General features: G+C 65.0%; 3 protein-coding genes. 1 reads left to right on the top strand and 2 read right to left on the bottom strand.

Annotated features, from left to right (window positions below; translation table 11 throughout):
* Positions 1-22: 22 nt before the first annotated feature.
* A complete protein-coding gene (locus J5M73_RS23955; protein ID WP_159426431.1) occupies positions 23-2,500 on the top strand; it encodes a TonB-dependent siderophore receptor in 2,478 nt (825 codons plus the stop codon).
* A gap of 665 nt (positions 2,501-3,165) precedes the next feature.
* Here the strand turns inward: J5M73_RS23955 and J5M73_RS23950 are convergent.
* Positions 3,166-13,728: a non-ribosomal peptide synthetase gene (locus tag J5M73_RS23950; protein ID WP_102861759.1), complete on the bottom strand. Its 10,563-nt coding sequence runs from the start codon at positions 13,726-13,728 to the stop codon at positions 3,166-3,168.
* A complete protein-coding gene (locus J5M73_RS23945) occupies positions 13,728-16,799 on the bottom strand; it encodes a non-ribosomal peptide synthetase (protein WP_102861760.1) in 3,072 nt (1,023 codons plus the stop codon). The genes J5M73_RS23950 and J5M73_RS23945 overlap by 1 nt, the downstream gene beginning before the upstream one ends.
* Position 16,800 lies beyond the last annotated feature (1 nt).

The raw sequence follows: 16,800 nt of genomic DNA, 5'->3' as shown, positions 1-16,800 counted from the left end.
CGCTTAATAAGAGCAAATGAACATGCCAGCACCTCTTGGACTCACCCCCCTGAAAAAAGCCCTGCTCATGCGCCATGCGCTGCGGCCGAGCTTGCGTCCCTATCTGCTTGGGGCCGTATTGGCGCTGCCCTGTGCCGCCCAGGTACAGGCCCAGCAAGCCAATTTCGATATTCCTGCACAGTCCCTGGGCAGCGCCTTGCAGACATTCGGCCAGCAAGCCGACCTGCAAGTGCTCTACAACCAGGACAGCGTCCAGGGCAAGCGCAGCACGGCGATCAAGGGCGCCTTGCAGCCCGACCAGGCCCTGTCGCAACTGCTGCGCGGGACCGGGGTGAGTTATCAGCGCCAAGGCAACACCGTGACCCTGGTGCAAAGCAGTGGGGCTGTGGAGCTGGGGACCATGAACATTTCCACTCAGGGGCTGGGGAGCACCACTGAGGGGACCGGTTCCTACACCACCGGGCAAAGCAACTCGGCCACGCGCATGGACCTGTCGCTGCGTGAAACGCCGCAGTCGGTGAGCGTCATCACCCGCCAGCAGATGGACGACCAAGGGTTGACCGAACTGGCGCACGTCATGCAGCAGACCCCCGGGATCACCGTCAACCGCGAGAGCTCCGAAGGCTACGTGTATTACTCGCGGGGCTTTGAAATCCAGAACTTCCAGTACGACGGCATTCCCAGCCTGGGCACCGACGGCGGCAACATCCGCGACAACTACAGCATCGGCAACACCCTGATCTACGACCGTATCGAAGTGCTCAAGGGCGCTACCGGCCTGGTCAACGGCATCGGCTATCCGTCCGGGGTGATCAACATGGTGCGCAAGCGCCCCACCCGGGAATTCCAGGGCCACGTCGCCGCCGGCGCCGGTTCCTGGGACCGCTACACCAGCGAAGTGGACGTTTCCGGCCCGCTGGTGGAAGGCGGTGCGATACGCGGACGGATGGTGGCCGGCACCGGCAAGCGCAACAGCTTCATCGACTACCAGAAAGGTGAACAGAACGTCTTCTACGGCATTCTCGAAGGCGACCTGAGCGATTCCACCACCCTCAGCGTCGGCTACGACTACCAGAAGAACAACAACGACGCCACGACCAACACCAGTTTGCCGGTGTTCTACAAGAACGGTAATCGGATCAAGTTCTCCCGTTCCACCAACCCGGCGGACAAGTTCGCCTACCGCAACCAGGAAACCCAGCACGCCTTTGTCGGCCTCGATCACCAGTTCGACAACGACTGGACCTTCAAGGCGACAGTCAATACGCGCAAGTACACCTCGCGGGAAATCATCGCCGGCATGTCCAGCGAGCACGTCAATCTCGACAACAGCCAGGACTATGGCTACCTGCCGCCGGGCGGCGTGGCCAACTTCGGCTCCAACAGCGACGAGAAGTCCTTCGATGCCTACGCCAAGGGTCCGTTCGCGCTGTTTGGGCGCACCCACGAACTGGTGCTGGGCTACAACTATTCCCACGCCACCACCCGCTCCAAGCGTATCGACGGCACCACCACTGGAGTCATCGACGACGTGCTGAACTGGAACAACAGCATGCCCTACCCGACCGACTGGGCCTGGTGGTCGACCTTCGACATCAAGAGCACCCAGAAAGTCTCCTACGCAGCGGTGATCCTCAAGCCCACCGATGCCCTGAACTTCATACTCGGTGCCCGGGTCACCGACTACGACTGGCAGATCGATCGGGTCAACGCCCTGCGCCAACTGCCGAGCATCTCCACCACCAACTCCGGGGAAGTCATTCCCTATGCCGGCATCACCTATGACCTGGACGACTACCACACGGTCTACGCCAGCTACACCGACATCTTCAAACCGCAGCCCTACAGCCTGGACGTCAGCGGCAAGTCCCTGGAGCCGCTCACTGGCCAGAGCTACGAAGTGGGGGTCAAGGGTGAATACTTCGACCGTCGCCTGAACGCCAGCCTGGCGCTGTTCCAGCTCAAGCAGGACAACCTGGGCGAGAATACAGGCGTCATGGGCGTTGACGGCTTCGAGGCCATGCGCGCGATCAAGGGCGCCACCACCAACGGCGTCGAACTGGAAATGGCCGGTGAAGTGCTGCCGGACTGGAACGTCAACGCCGGCTACGTCTACCAGGAGTCCTACGACGCCAAGAACAAGCGCGTGGCCACCACCCAGCCACAGCACTTGTTCAAGGTAGCCACCACCTATCGCCTGCCTGGCGAACTGAACAAAGTCACCGTAGGCGGCAACATGCAATGGCAGAGCTCGACCTCCTTCGTCGACAACAGCTTCGTCGATGCCGCCTACAACCAACTGCCCAGCCACAAATTCACCCGTGCCAGCTACGCCGTGGTGGGCCTGATGAGCAGCTACGACTTCAACCAGAACCTCAAGGCCACGGTCAACCTGAACAACGTCTTCGACCGCAACTACTACAGCGGTATCGGCACCTACAACTCGATCTACTACGGCGACCCGCGCAACGTCATGTTCAACGTCAAATACAGCTTCTGATTCCCTCCAGTTGAACCCCTCCCTGCCCCGGTCACCGGGGCGGGGATTTTTTTGCCCGAGGCGCCAGCCTCGACCCGACGTTTCGCCCCCAGTCTTCGGCATTGCCATTGGATTTGCGCTCCGGCGAAGAGGCCCGCAAGCCATACAGCGCCCGAGCCAAAGCCTTGTTGGCAAGCCAGCTTCAGGGGAATGAGTGCGCGCGTTCAGCTTCAGGCCGGCCGCAAGGCCGCCGTCTGGCTCTTGATCTTGATCTTGATCTGAACGCCCCCGTTAACCACGATGGCCGAACGCAGGTATTGAGCCGTGGGTAACCCGGCAGGGATGCCGGGTTAGGCGCCACCCGGCCAGGGATGGCCGGTGGCGGCGGCCCACGGATCAATGCCGGAGTTCGGGCATGCCTCGCTATGCGAGGCACCGAGTGGAGGGGCAAAGCCCTTTGGTTACTTTGGGGCCCCAAAGTGACTCGCCGTAAGGGCGAAACCGCCAGCCGCCGCACCCGCAGCAATGGATATGCCCCCTCCCAACCGCCAGCGGCCAGCCCCGCAGCAATGGACCTGTACTCCAACCCACGCCGCAAAAGCCCAACCACCACCAGATTTCCCCCATCCAAAAAAAACGGGAGAACAGTCACCTGTCCTCCCGCCCATCACACCAATCAACGATACCTAAACCCCTAACAGCACCTCCCGCCTAACCGGCGTCCCGCCCTGCTGCGCCAACACCTGCGCCAGCGACCGCTCCGCCGAACCATCGGCCAACAGCCAGAGCATCTGCACCAACTGCAGATTCAGCGCCTCTACCGCCGCCTCGCTGAAGGCATTGAGACGATGGTCATAGTGGAACTGCAACTGCCCCTTGAGCTCGACATACAAAGTCAACGCCGAACTGGTCTGCTCGAAGCTGTGCATGCTCTCCAGACGCAAATCACCGACATCCCCACCCGCCGACGCCGCACTGACCGGATAGTTCTCGAACACGATCACCGTGTCGCTCAACTCCCCGCCCGGCAACCCGGCCCAGCGTTCGATATCGCTCAAGGCACTGTAACCGTGCTCGCGCATCAGCAGGTTGCGCCCTTGCAGTTCCTGCAGCCAATCACCCACACGCTGACCCGGCTCGATACTGGCCACCAGCGGCACATCGTTGATGTACAGCCCCAACTGCTGCTCGATGCCCTTGAGCTGTGGCGGGCGGCCGGCGATGGTGGCGCCGCAGGCCACCGTCGACTGACCGCAATGCACATGCAGGAGCAACAGCCAGGCCGCCTGCACCAGGGTGTTGGCGGTGATCTTCTGCTGCCGGGCGAAACGGGTCAGTTGCTCGGTCTGGGCCTCGTCGAACTCGAAGTAATGCTGACGATGCCCACCCCGCTGCCGATCGCCCTGGGCCATCGCGCAGGCACTGAGCAAGGTCGGCACCTTCAGTGGCTTGAGCTGTTCACGCCAGAAGCGTTCGTCGGCCTGCTGGTCACGGGCCTGCAGCCAGGCAATGTAGTCATGGTAGCCAGCCGGTCGGTGACTGATGGCCTGCCCGGTGTAGGCCGCCAACACATCGTTGAACAACTGGAACCCGCTCCAGCCGTCCAACAGGATGTGATGGTTGGTACAGATCAGCCGGTAGCGTCCCTCCCCCAGCTTGATCGCCTGCAGACGCAGCAACGGCGCCTGGGACAGGTCGAAGCCCTTGAGCCGGTCAGCCAGGGCCAGACGCTCCAGCGCAGCGCTGCTCAACACAGTACCGTCGAGCTCCTGGAACGGCACCTCGACCTGCTTGTGGACCACCTGCAGCGGCTGCACCAGGGACCCGCCCCAGACAAAACGGCTGCGCAGGATCTCATGGGTATCCATGGCCTGCTGCCAGGCCTGACGCAGTCGCTGCGGGTCGACGCCTTGCACATCCATGCACATCTGGTTGACGAAGTCCCCCGCCTCATGGTCCTGCAACTCATGCTGCAACAAGGCCTGCTGCATCGGCGCCAATGGGTAGATGTCCTCGATCTGCGCCGGCACCAGCGTCAGGGCGTCGAGCTGTTCCTGGGTCAGCCGCGCCAGCGGGAAGTCCGATGGCGTAACGCCGCCGCGGGCCTGGCAGCAATGCTCCACCAGTGCCTGCAGCGCCTGGACATAGTCCTGGGCCAAAGACTCGATCTGCGCACTGTCGAACATGCGCTGACTGAAGCTCCAGTCCAGGCGCAACTGGCCGTCGTACACCTTGCCGCTGATGGACAGCCAGTTGCCCAGGGGCGCATCGATGCTGGCATCCGCGCCATGGGCCTCGGGCGCCGGAATGAATAGCGCCTGAGGATCATCGAAACTGCCGTCGAACTGCCCCAGGTAGTTGAAGGTGACCCGAGGCTGGGCAAGCCCCTGCAACGCCTCGCGACTGGCGGTATCCCCCAGGTAACGCAGGGCACCGTAGCCGATCCCCTTGTTGGGAATGGCCCGCAGCTGTTCCTTGATCCGCTTGATCGAAGACTCGGCGCTGTCCCCGGCGCTCAGGCGCACCGGGAACACCGAGGTGAACCAGCCCACGGTGCGGCTCAGGTCCAGGTCCTCGAAGAGTTGCTCACGCCCGTGGCCTTCCAGCTGGATCAGGGTCGAAGGCTGTCCGGTCCACTGCCCCATAACCTGGGCCAGGGCCGCCAGCAACAGATCGTTGACCTGGGTCCGGTAGGCGGCTGGAGCGCGTTGCAGCAAGCGTTGGGTGGTCGCGGCATCGAGCTGGACCTGCACGCTGCCAGCGTCACGGCTCAAGGCCTGGGTGCCAGGTTCGACCCCAGGCAACGATGCCTGTGCGCCCGCAAGTTGCGCGCGCCAGTAGGCCAGTTCGGCCCGGGCCTCGGGCCCATGGGCATAGGCTTGCAGGCGTCGGCCAAAGGCCTGATAGGAACTGCTCTTGGCAGGCAACTGCAGCGCTTGCCCGGCCAGCGCCTGGGTGTAGGCGCTTTGCAGGTCCTCGAACAACAGGCGCCAGGACACGCCATCCACCACCAGGTGATGGGCCACCAGCAACAAGCGCTGAGTGGAGTCCGCCAGGGTCACCAACAGCGCCCGCAACAAAGGCCCGCGCTGCAGGTCGAGGCTGCACTGGACCTTCTCGCAGAGCTGCTCCAGCTCGGCGGCGTTGGCGGCTTCGGCCTGCCACAACAGGTCCGGACCGGGCCCGGACTGATCCAGCGGACCATGGCTGGCACTCCAGCCTGCGCTCCCCTGCTGGAACTGCAGACGCAATCCGTCGTGATGTTCAAGCAAGGCTCGCAAGCCCTGCTTCAGGGCCAGCGGGTTCAAGGGCGTGGCCGGAATCAGCAGCACCGACTGATTGAAATGGTGCCGCTGGGGAATCGGCTCGGCAAAGAACAGACGCTGGATCGGCAGCAGCGGCATGTCGCCGCTCACCGGTCCCTGGTCGATGTCGTCCTGCACCCCGCACTGCGCCACCGCCGCCAGCCCTCCGATGGTCTGTTGCTCGAACAGGTCCTTGGGGGTAAAGCGGATCGAGGCCTGACGCGCTCGACTGACCAACTGCAGGGAGATGATCGAGTCCCCGCCCAGCTCGAAGAAGTTGTCGGTCAGACCGACCTGCGCCAGCTTCAGCACGTCCTGCCAGATCTGTGCGAGGCGCTTCTCCAGATCGCTGCGTGGCGCCACATAGGCGTGGCTGGCCTGGACCATTTCCGGCATGGGCAGCGCCTTGCGATCCAGCTTGCCATTGGGCGACAGCGGCAAGCGTTCGAGAAACAGCCAATAGGACGGCACCATGTAGTCGGGCAGGCAGGCCTTCAACGTCTGGCGCAGGGTTTCACGCAACCTTTCCTGGTCTTGCTCGTCCTCACGCGCGGTCGCGGCCGGCACCAGATAAGCCACCAGCCGCCGGCCATGGGCGGTGTCCTGGGCCAGAACCACCGCCTCGCTGACCTGTTCGTGGGCCATCAACCGCGCTTCGATTTCGCCCAGCTCGATGCGGAAGCCACGGATCTTCACCTGGTTGTCGATACGCCCCAGGTACTCGAACACCCCGTCACTGCCCTGGCGCACCACATCCCCGGTGCGATACAGACGTCCCCCCAAGGGGCTGTAGGGATCGGGAACAAAGCGTTCGGCGGTCTGCGCGAAACGTTGCAGATAACCTCGCGCCAAGCCATTGCCGCCGATGTACAGCTCTCCGGCGACCCCCACTGGCAAGGGATTGAGATCGGCATCCAGGACATAGGCGCTGCGCTCGCCGACGCAATGGCCGATGGGCGCATAAGCAGCCTTGCAAGGCTCACCGGCAGCGGTTTTCCACACCAGCGGCGTGACCACGGTTTCGGTGGGCCCGTAACCGTTGATCATGTACTGGGGACGCAACACCTGCTGGACCAGCTCGAAGCTGGCCTGCGGCATGGCATCGCCGCCAAAGCTGTAGAGGCGCATGGGCGGCGGATTGCCGACCCGCTGCACATGTTCCGCCAACTGATGCAGGTACGCCGGAGGAAAACCGGCCATGGTCACGCCATGGCGGCGAATCGCTTCACAGGTCTGCTCCGGGGTCCACAGGCTGTCGTCACGCAGCAGCAGGCTGGCGCCGCAGACAAAGGCGGTCAGCCAGCGTTCATGAGCGCCGTCGAAGGAAAACGACAGGAAGTGCAGTTCACAGTCCTCGGGCGTCATGCCATAGCGTTCGCCGGTGGTGCGACAGTGCATCGCCAGCGGACCATGGGCCACGGTCACGCCCTTGGGCTGACCGGTGGAACCCGAGGTGTAGATCACATAGGCCAGGCTCTCTGGCGCCACTGTTACCGCAGGCGCGGTCAGCGGATGCTGCCCGACCTCCAGGCGCGACAGATCGAGCACCGCCAGACCGGCGGCCGAAGGCAGGCGCTGCAACGACTCGGTGTCACTGAGCAACAGGGCCATGCCGGAATCCGCCATGAGGTAGGCCAGGCGGTCGGCTGGGTAGCTCAGATCCAGCGGCACGAAGGCGCCGCCGGCCTTGAGCACCGCCAGCAAGGCCACCAGCAGCCCCTCGCCCCGGGGCAATGCCACGCCGACCCGGACCTCCTGGCCGACCCCACGGGCCACCAGTTCATGGGCCAGGCGGTTGGCCCGCTGGTCCAGTTCTGCGTAAGTGAAGCGTTGCCCGGCAAACAGCACCGCCTGACGCTCCGGCCAGCGTTGTGCGAGGGCACCGATGCTCTCGTGTACCGCCGGCTCGATCCCCGGCGCGACGGGCGCTATGCATTGGCTCGCCGTCTCGGCCGGGGTCAGCAGCTCGATGGCGCCCAGTTGCAACTGGGGGTTATCAATCAGTTGCGCCAGCAGGTGCAGCAGATGGCCGTTGAGGCGCTCGATCACCGCCGCGCTGAAGGCCTCCCGGGCATAGCCGTAGCTGATGCTCAGGCGCTGCTCCAGCGCCACCGCCACCGACAACGGATAGTTGGTGCGTTCACGACTGTGCACGGCACCGAAGCGCACGCTGGAAGCCTCCTCCTGCTCCAGGGCCTGGGCCACCGGGTAGTTGTCGAAGACCAGCAGGGTATCGAACAGCGCTTCACCACTGCTGCCGGCCCAGCGCTGGATATCGTTGAGCGGCGTATGTTCGTATTCGCGCAGTTGCAGATTGTGCGCCTGCACCTGTTGCAGCCACTGCGCCACGCTCATCTGCGCATCGGGGGTGGCGATCACCGGCAAGGTATTGATGAACAGACCGATCTGCTGCTCGATCCCCGGCAGCTCCGAAGGACGCCCCGCCACCGTCGCGCCAAAGGCCACGGTGCTCTGTCCGGTATAGCGCTGCAACAGCAGGAGCCAGGCCGCCTGCAACAGGGTGTTGGCGGTGATTTTCTGCTGCCGGGCGAAGGCCACCAGGCGCTCGGTCCACGGCTGGGTCCAATCATGGTGGAACTCGCCATGGCCGGCATCCGCGCCCGGGTTTTCCAGGGCGATGCTGCCTGCCAGCCGGGTCGGGGTCGATAAACGCCCCAGTTGCTCGCGCCAGAAACGTTCACAGGCGCTCAGATCCTGGCGTTGCAGCCACTGGATGTAGTCGCGATAACGCCCCGGAGCCTGTGGCGGCACCACCCCGGCGTAGCGTTGCAGGACCTCGTTCATCAACTGCGAACTGCTCCAGCCATCCATCAGGATGTGGTGGTTGGTGTAGATCAGTTGGTAGTCCTGGGCCGTGGTCTGCACCAGGCACAGGCGCAACAACGGTGCACGGTCGAAATGCGCACACAGGCTGCGTTCTTCGCCGGCCAGCGCGTCAAGGGCAGGCTCGCTGGCCTGCCCGTCCGACCAGTCGAGCACCCGGAACGGCAGCACCAGCTGACGCTGGACAATCTGCACCGGTTGCTCCAGCTCCGCTTGCCAGTGGAAAGAGGTACGCAGGATGTCGTGGGCCTGCAGGGCATCTTCCCAGGCCCGGCGGAAACGCTGCGGGTCCAGGCCCTGCACCGACACCCGGAGCTGATTGACGTAATCGTCGCTGGCCTGCTCGTAGAGGGTGTGGAACAGCATGCCCTGCTGCATCGGCGACAAGGGGTACAAGTCGGCGATGGTACGTGGGGCCACCGGCAGCGCATCCAGCTGAGCCTGGTTCAACCCGGCCAGGGGGAAGTCCGATGGCGAGACGCCCGCCGAGGTATCCAGGGTGCAATGCTCGATCAGCGCCTGCAGTTCCAGCAGGTAATCATCGGCCAGGCGCTGAACCGTCTGCGGCTTGAACAACTGATGGCTGAAGCTCCAGCTCAGGGACAGTTCGCCCCCATAGACCTGGCTGTTGACCGTCAACCAATTGCTCAGTGGCGCCTCGTGGTGACGTTCGTCACCGGCCGCTTCCGGCGCCGGAGCCAAGAGTGACTGCGAGTCGAAGCTCTGGTCGAACTGCCCCAGGTAGTTGAAGGTGATCCTCGGCTGCGCAAGCCCCTGCAGGCGTTCGCGGACCGCGTCCGGCCCCAGGTAACGCAACGCGCCATAACCCAGGCCATTGGCCGGGACCCGACGCAAGTCCTCCTTGACCGCCTTGATCGAATCCGAGAGTGGCTGCGCCGGAGTCAGGCACAGCGGATAGAGACTGGTGAACCAGCCCACCGAACGCGACAGGTCGACATCGGCAAACAGTTCCTCGCGCCCGTGACCTTCCAACTGCACCAGCATCTGCGAATGCCCGGTCCAACGGCAGATCACGCGCGCCAGGGCGGCCAGCAACAGGTCGTTGATCTGGGTGCGATAGGCCTTGGGGGCTTCCTGCAACAGCTGGCTGGTCAGCTCCCGAGGCAGCCGGGCATTGATCGCCGTGCCATGGCACGCCAGGTTCGCCCCGGCGGGATAGTCCAGGGGCAGGCCCTGAGGCGCCTGCTCCAGTTGCCGGCACCAGTAATCCAGTTCGTCGGTGTGCCCAAGGCGCTGCGCCCAGTCTTGCAGGTGCACGGCCCAATCCTGGAAAGCACTGGTCTTGGACGGCAGGACCGGCACCGCACCCTCGGCCAACTGCCGATAAAGGCTTTGCAGGTCCTCCAGCAGAATCCGCCAGGACACGCCGTCCACCACCAGGTGATGGATGACCAGCAGCAAACGCTGGCTGCCATCGTCCAGGTCCATCAGCACCGCGCGCAACAGCGGCCCCTGTTCCAGGTCGAGACTGCTCTGGGCCTGTTGGCCCAGTGCCTGAATAGCTGCGGCATCCGCCACCCACTGCCGCCAGAGGCTGACCGGCTCGGGATGCTCCTGGTGTTCGGCCTGCCAGAGGCCGGCGTGCTGTCGGTACCTCAGGCGCAACGCATCGTGCTGCACCAGCAGTTGGTTCAGGGCGCGCTCCAGCAGCGGCACCTGCAACGGCTCGCGAGGGGTCAGCAGCAGCGACTGGTTCCAGTGCTGGCGCTGGGGAATGTCGCTGGCAAAAAATACCTGCTGGATCGGCGTCAGCGGCATCGGGCCACGCACCGGTCCCTGATCGATGAACAAGGCCGTGCCTTGCTTGGCCACCGCTGCCAGCTCAAGAATGCTCTGGCTGCGGAACACGTCCCGGGAGGAAATCTGCAAGCCCGCCTGGCGTGCGCGGCTGACCATCTGGATGGCGATGATCGAGTCGCCACCGAGTTCGAAGAAGTTGTCGTTGATACCGATTCGCGGCTGGTTCAAGACCTCCTGCCAGATATCCACCAGTGTCTGTTGCACGGGGTTCTGTGCCGCACGGTAGAGGTCCTGCGGACGGCCCTGCTCAGGGCGCGGCAAAGCCTGGCGATCCAGCTTGCCGTTGGGGCTCAGGGGCAGCGCCGGCAGCAACAGCAGATGGCTGGGCACCTGATGGGCCGACAGGTGCGCGTTCATGTGCTGCTTGAGCCCTTCCTTGCACTGATCCGGGTCGAGCCCGGACTGGCACACCAGATAGGCCACCAACTGCTTGCCCTGGGGTCCATCCAGGGCCAGTACCGCACACTCGCGCACCCAGGGATGACTGTGCAGGCAGGCCTGGATTTCTCCCGGCTCGACCCGGAAGCCACGAATCTTGATCTGCTGGTCGATGCGCCCGCAGAACTCGATGCTGCCGTCACGGCGGTAGCGCACCTGATCGCCAGTGCGGTACAGGCGGGCGCCGCCCTGCGGGTCGAAAGGATCGGGGATGAAGCTGGCAGCGGTCAGCTCAGGGCGCCGATGGTAATCACGGGCCAGTCCGGCACCGGCCAGATACAGTTCGCCCAGGCTGCCGACGGCGGCCGGCTGGCCTTCGCTGTCCAGCACATAGGCGCGGACATTGGCCAGCGGCCGGCCCAGGGGAATCGACGCAGCCTGGGACCAGTCGCCCTCCACGGCCTGGGTCAGGGCGCCCACGGTGCTTTCGGTCGGCCCGTAGTGGTTGACGATCCGGCACTGCGGCGCCAGGCGCTGGATGCGCTCAACCAGGCTCACCGGGCAGGCTTCGCCACCCAGGACCAAGCATTGACGTGGCAGCACCGCGCCATTGTCCTCACCCAACAGCGCCGCCAGGTGCGAGGGGACAATTTTCAGCACATCGATCTGTTGCTGTTGCAGGTACTGGCCCAGGCCCGCACCGTCCACCGCCAGATCGGCGCTGATCACATGCAGCGCCTGGCCGCCGCACAGGGCACCGAACAGCACCGTGTGCCCAAGGTCCGCCGCCGGCGTGGACACCAGCGCCATGCTGCGGGCCGACGCCAGCGGCAGACGCTGATGAATGGCCGCCACGTAGTTGGCCAGGGCGCCGTGGCTGATGGTCACGCCCTTGGCCCGCCCCGTTGAGCCGGACGTGAAGATCACGTACGCCAGGTGTCCGGGAGCCGTCAGGGGTTCGAGGTTGTCGGCACTCAGGGCCTGGCGTGCCGGCGAATCCTCGAGGGGCTCGATACAGAGCCCGGGCAGATCGGCAAAACGCCCGATCAGCTGCTGTTGGGCCAGCAACTGGGTAATCCCGCTGTCCTCGATCATGCCGTTGAGGCGTTCCTGCGGGTATTCGGGGTCCAGAGGCACGTAGGCGCCGCCGGCCTTGAGCACCGCCAGCAGGCCCACGATCATCTCGATCGAGCGTTGCGCGGCAATGCCCACCAGCACATCCGGCCCCACGCCGCGTTCGCGCAGCTGACGCGCCAGGCGGTTGGCCTGCGCATTGAGCTGTTGATACGTCAGTTGCTGCCCGGCGCAGACCACGGCCGGCGCATCGGGGCTGCGCAGCGCATGCGCCTCGACACAGGCCGGTACCGACAAGGGTGGACGCTCAAAGGCGCTGCCGAGGTTCCACTGCTCCAGTATCTGCGTGCGCTCTGCCGCATCGAGCATCGGCAGTTCGCCCAGGCGACGCTGCGGTTCGCGCACCACCGCCTGCAACAGGTTGTGCCAATGCCGGGCCATCTGCTCGATGGTCTGCGGGTCGAACAGGTCGCTAGCGTAGACCAGCGCCCCCTGCAGGCGTCCGCCTTCTTCATGGGTGTTGAAGGTCAGGTCGAAGCGCACGGCTTCGCTGTCGCTGGCCAGGGCCTCGATCTTCAGCCCGGGAATCTCCACCCGCGCGCCTTCGTTGTCCCCCGCCAGGTGGTTGTAGAGCACCTGGAACAAGGGGCTCTGGTTCAAGCTGCGCTCAGGCTGCAGGGCATCGACCAGTTGTTCGAACGGCAGGTCCTGATGCGCCTGGGCCTCCAGCACCCGGGTCTTGACCTGGGCCAGCAAGGCACTGAATGACTGCTGCGGGTCGATCTCGGCCTGCAGCACCTGGGTGTTGACGAAAAAGCCGATCAGCCCCTCGACTTCGGCCCGCGTGCGGTTGGCCACCGGCGTGCCCACGCGAATGCTGCGGGCACCGCTGTAGCGCTGCAGCAGCACCTGCAGGGACGCCAGCAGCACCATGAACAGGGTGCAGCCGGTACTCGCGGCCAGTTCGCGCACACCGCGGTCCAGGTCCTGATCGAAGACCATGGCGTGGCGCCCGCCCCGGGCACTGCGCAGCGGCGGGCGCGGCCGGTCCAGAGGCAGTTCCAGGGTCAAGGGTTCGCTGCCCAGGCGCTCGCGCCAGTACTGCAGCTGCCGCTCGGCTTCACCGGCTTCCAGCCACAGGCGCTGCCAAACGGCGAAGTCGGCGTACTGCACCGCCAGCGGCGCCAGGTCCGGCGCGCGCTGGTATTGGCGCCAGTGCTCATAGGCGCTGGTCACCTCGCCCACCAGGATCGGCAGCGACCAGGCATCACTGATGATGTGATGGGTACAGAACAGCAGCACATGTTCCTGGGGCCCGAGCTTGATCAGGGTCGCCCGCAACAGCAGGTCGTGCTCCAGGTCGAAGGGGCGTTCGCCCTGCTCCGTCACCTGTTCGGCCACCTGTGGGCCGGCGTCCTCAAGGTGGCTGTAATCCAGCCGTTGCAGGAGGAATTCGCGCTGCGGATGAATCACCTGCATCACTTGCTGGCCGTCCAGGCTGAAGGTGCTGCGCAGCACCTCATGGCGGTCGATCAGGTACTGGATACTGCGTTGCAGATCAGCGTCCTGCAGGTCGCCCTGCAAGCGCAGCACCGCCAATTGGTTGTAGGCGCTGGAGGTGGGCTCCAGTTGCCAGAGAAACCACAGGCGCTGCTGGGCATAGGACGCGCACATCAGCGTCTGGTCCTGGCTGCGCCCAGGGATCGGCAACAGGTCCAGGGACAGCCCCTGCTCGATCATCTTGCGCTGCAAGGCGCTACGCTCCTGGGGGCTGAACGCGGCGAACCGCTTGGACAGCGCCAGCATGCGCTCGGGTAACGGATTCATCACTCCTGGGCCTCCGCAAACAGGGCTTCCAAGGCATCGACCTTGTCCCCTGTCACCCCGGAATCACGATGCAGCTCGACCTGTCGGGCCAGCAGCTCCACCGTTTCGCCCTCAAAGAACACCCGCAGCGGCAAGGACAGGTTGAGCTCGCTTTGCACCTTGGAGCGAATGCGCGTGGCCAGCAGCGAGTGGCCGCCCAGGGCAAAGAAGTTGTCATGCACACCGACCCGCTCCAGTTGCAGCGCCTCTTGCCAGATGGCGGCCAGGGTGGCCTCCAGCTCGTTGCGCGGCGCCACATAGGCGCTGCCTTGCAGCTCCAGAGCGCTCAGGGCGTTACGGTCCAGCTTGCCGTTGGGGGTCAGGGGGAAACGCTCCAGGACACTGAGGAACGACGGCACCATGTACTCGGGCAACTGCTCGCGCAGCTGGGCCAGCAGGGCCTGCTCCTGGGCCTCGCGGTCGTCGACCTGGGCCAGCACCACATACGCCACCAACTGTTTGCCGGCCGCCGTGTCCCGGGCCACGACAGCGGCTTCGCGCACATTGGCAGCTTGTCCGAGCAGGCTTTCGATCTCGCCCAGCTCAATGCGAAAGCCTCGGATCTTCAGTTGGAAGTCAATCCGACCGAGGTAGTCGAGCGTGCCCTGGGGCAAGCTGCTGACCCGGTCCCCGGTGCGATACAGGCGCGCACCGGGGGTGCTGGCGAACGGGTCCGGGAGGAAGCGACTGGCGGTCAGGGCCGGACGCTTGAGGTAGCCACGGGCCAGGCCCGGACCTCCGATGAACAGCTCGCCCTCGCGCCCGATACCGGCCAGTCCGGCTTCTTCATCCAGCACCCGCAGTCGCGTACCGGCGATAGCGCCACCGATGGCCACCCGCTCATCCACAAGCGGCTGCTCCACGGCGAAAGCCGAACACCAGACCGCACTTTCCGAAGGGCCGTATTCATTCACCAGCAAGGTCTCGGGCAGCCGTTCCCGGTGCCGCAGGGCCAGCTCCACCGGACAGGCTTCGCCGGCCACGATCACACAGCGCAGTGACGGCTGCTGCAGGGCTTCGAGGATTTGCGCATAGAACGATGGCAGGGCCAGAAAGTGGGAAATCCGCTGCGCGTCGATGAGCTCGGCGACCTGCTGCGGGTCCTTGTGCTGTTCTTCGCTGGGCAGGTACAAGGTCGCGCCCTGGCTCAGGGTCCAGAAGATCCCCGCCACGGAGCTGTCGAAGGAGAACGAGGACAGCATCAGGAAACGTTCCAGGGGCGCCTGGTAGAACGCGCCGCGGGCCAGGGTCGAGGTGCTGGCATTGGCGTGGGACACCATCACGCCCTTGGGTTTGCCGGTGGAGCCCGAGGTATAGATGACATACGCAAGGTTGTCGCCCGTGCTGCGGCTGGGCAGCGCTTGGGCGTTGCCGCTCAACAGTTGAGGGTCCAGGCTGATCTGGGGCAGGTCGGCCGGCAGGACGATGTCCGGATGCAGGGGTTGCAGGCTGATCAGGCAGCGCACCGCTGCGTCCTCGAGCATGAAGGACAGGCGCTCGCTGGGATAGGCCGGGTCCAGCGGCAGGTAGGCGCCACCGGCCTTGAGAATCCCCAGCAGGGCCACCACGATCTCGATGGAACGCGCCCCATAGACCCCGACGATGGCGTCGCTGTCGACCCCTTGCTGGCGCAAGCTGTGGGCCAGCTGATTGGCCTGACGGTCGAGCTCGGCGTAAGTGATTTCCCGGCCATCGACATGGATCGCGGCACGCTCGGGAAAGGCCCGGGCGGCCTCTTCGAACAGCTGGTGCAGCAGCGGTGCATCGGCGGCGCTCAGGTCCGCGCTGCGATCGAAATCCTGCAACAGGCGCTGCGCCTGATCAGCGCTGACCAACGGCAATTGCTCAAGGGTCAGGCTGCTGTCCGCGGCGGCCGCTTTGAGCCACTGGGCGAACTGTTCGAGCCAGGCGGCAGGCAGGCCGTCGGGCAGCAGACGGGGCTGCCAGCTCAGTTGCAGCGACAGCTGGTCGGCCTCGGCCCGGGCCTGCAGGTGCAGCTTCTCGAAGTACGCCCGATCGAGGAGCAGCTCCTGCACCTCGGCGCCTTCGCTGTAGGAGCAACCCAGGTCCAGGGGACGGGGCTGCTCGGCGCCGAACGCTTCCAGCTCGTTCAGGCAATCCTGCCAAGAGCGGCTCAGGTCCAGCTGATGACGGAACGCCTGCAGGTTGTCCTGCAAGGTGGCTTGGGGCTGCAACGTGACGGCCACGGGCAGGCGCCGGCTGAAATGGCCCAGGGTCTGCTGCAACTGGTCGCTGCGACCGTCCACGGTCAGCGCCACCAACAGCGAGTCCTGCTGGCTCAGCCCGGCGAGGAAACCGGCCCAGAGGAACAGCAGGCTGTCCTCGACACTCAGCTCGGCCGCACTGGCCAATTGGCGCAATGCCGGTGCCAGATCGGTGTCCAGGCGGCATTCCTGCAACTGCGGCGCAAAGTCCAGGCGGCGCTCGAACGGCAGGCGCACGCCCGGCTGGTGTCCGGCATACAGAGTGCGCCAGAACTGCAGGCCTTCGCGACCGATCGCCTCCTCCCCCAGCTCGCTCTGCCAGGCGGCGTAATCGGCGTACTGCAGGCTGTCGAACGCTGGCAACTGCCGTCCCGCGCACAGTTGCTGCAGTTCGGTCATCAGCAATGAAAGAGACTGGCGGTCACAGCTGGCCAGGGTCACGCTGATCAGCAACTGACGATCCAGCAGCGAGGCCACCAGGGGCACTTCGGCCAGGGCCAGGCGATCCTCGGCACGGGCCTGTTGCAGGCTGCGCCCCGCTTCCAGCGACAGGCGCAGGCGCACCTGGGGGGTGATTTCCTGCACCGGTTGCTTGAAGCCGGGCACCTGCCGGTAGCGGGTGCGCAGGATTTCGTGGCGCTGGCACACCTCGTTCAGTGCGGCCTCCAGCACAGCACGCTCGGGCGGCGTGTCGAAGGACAGGAGCGCCTGCGCCGCCAGCGGCTGGCCCAGGTACTGCTGCTGGGAAAGAATCGCGGCCTGCTGGGCCGAAATCTGAAACGTCTCTGCTTGGGAAAAGTCGGTCATG

It is taken from the genome of Pseudomonas sp. 50_B, assembly GCF_017491625.1.
Lineage (GTDB): Bacteria > Pseudomonadota > Gammaproteobacteria > Pseudomonadales > Pseudomonadaceae > Aquipseudomonas > Aquipseudomonas danubii.
Note: the sequence above shows the minus strand (reverse complement) of the source record. Positions and strands in the feature narration are given on the sequence as shown.

Bases quoted from the DNA above. Each gene is read 5' to 3' on its own strand.
- J5M73_RS23945 (WP_102861760.1), bottom strand. From the start codon at position 16,799: ATGACCGACTTTTCCCAAGCAGAGACGTTTCAGATTTCGGCCCAGCAG.
- J5M73_RS23955 (WP_159426431.1), top strand. From the start codon at position 23: ATGCCAGCACCTCTTGGACTCACCCCCCTGAAAAAAGCCCTGCTCATG.
- J5M73_RS23950 (WP_102861759.1), bottom strand. From the start codon at position 13,728: ATGAATCCGTTACCCGAGCGCATGCTGGCGCTGTCCAAGCGGTTCGCC.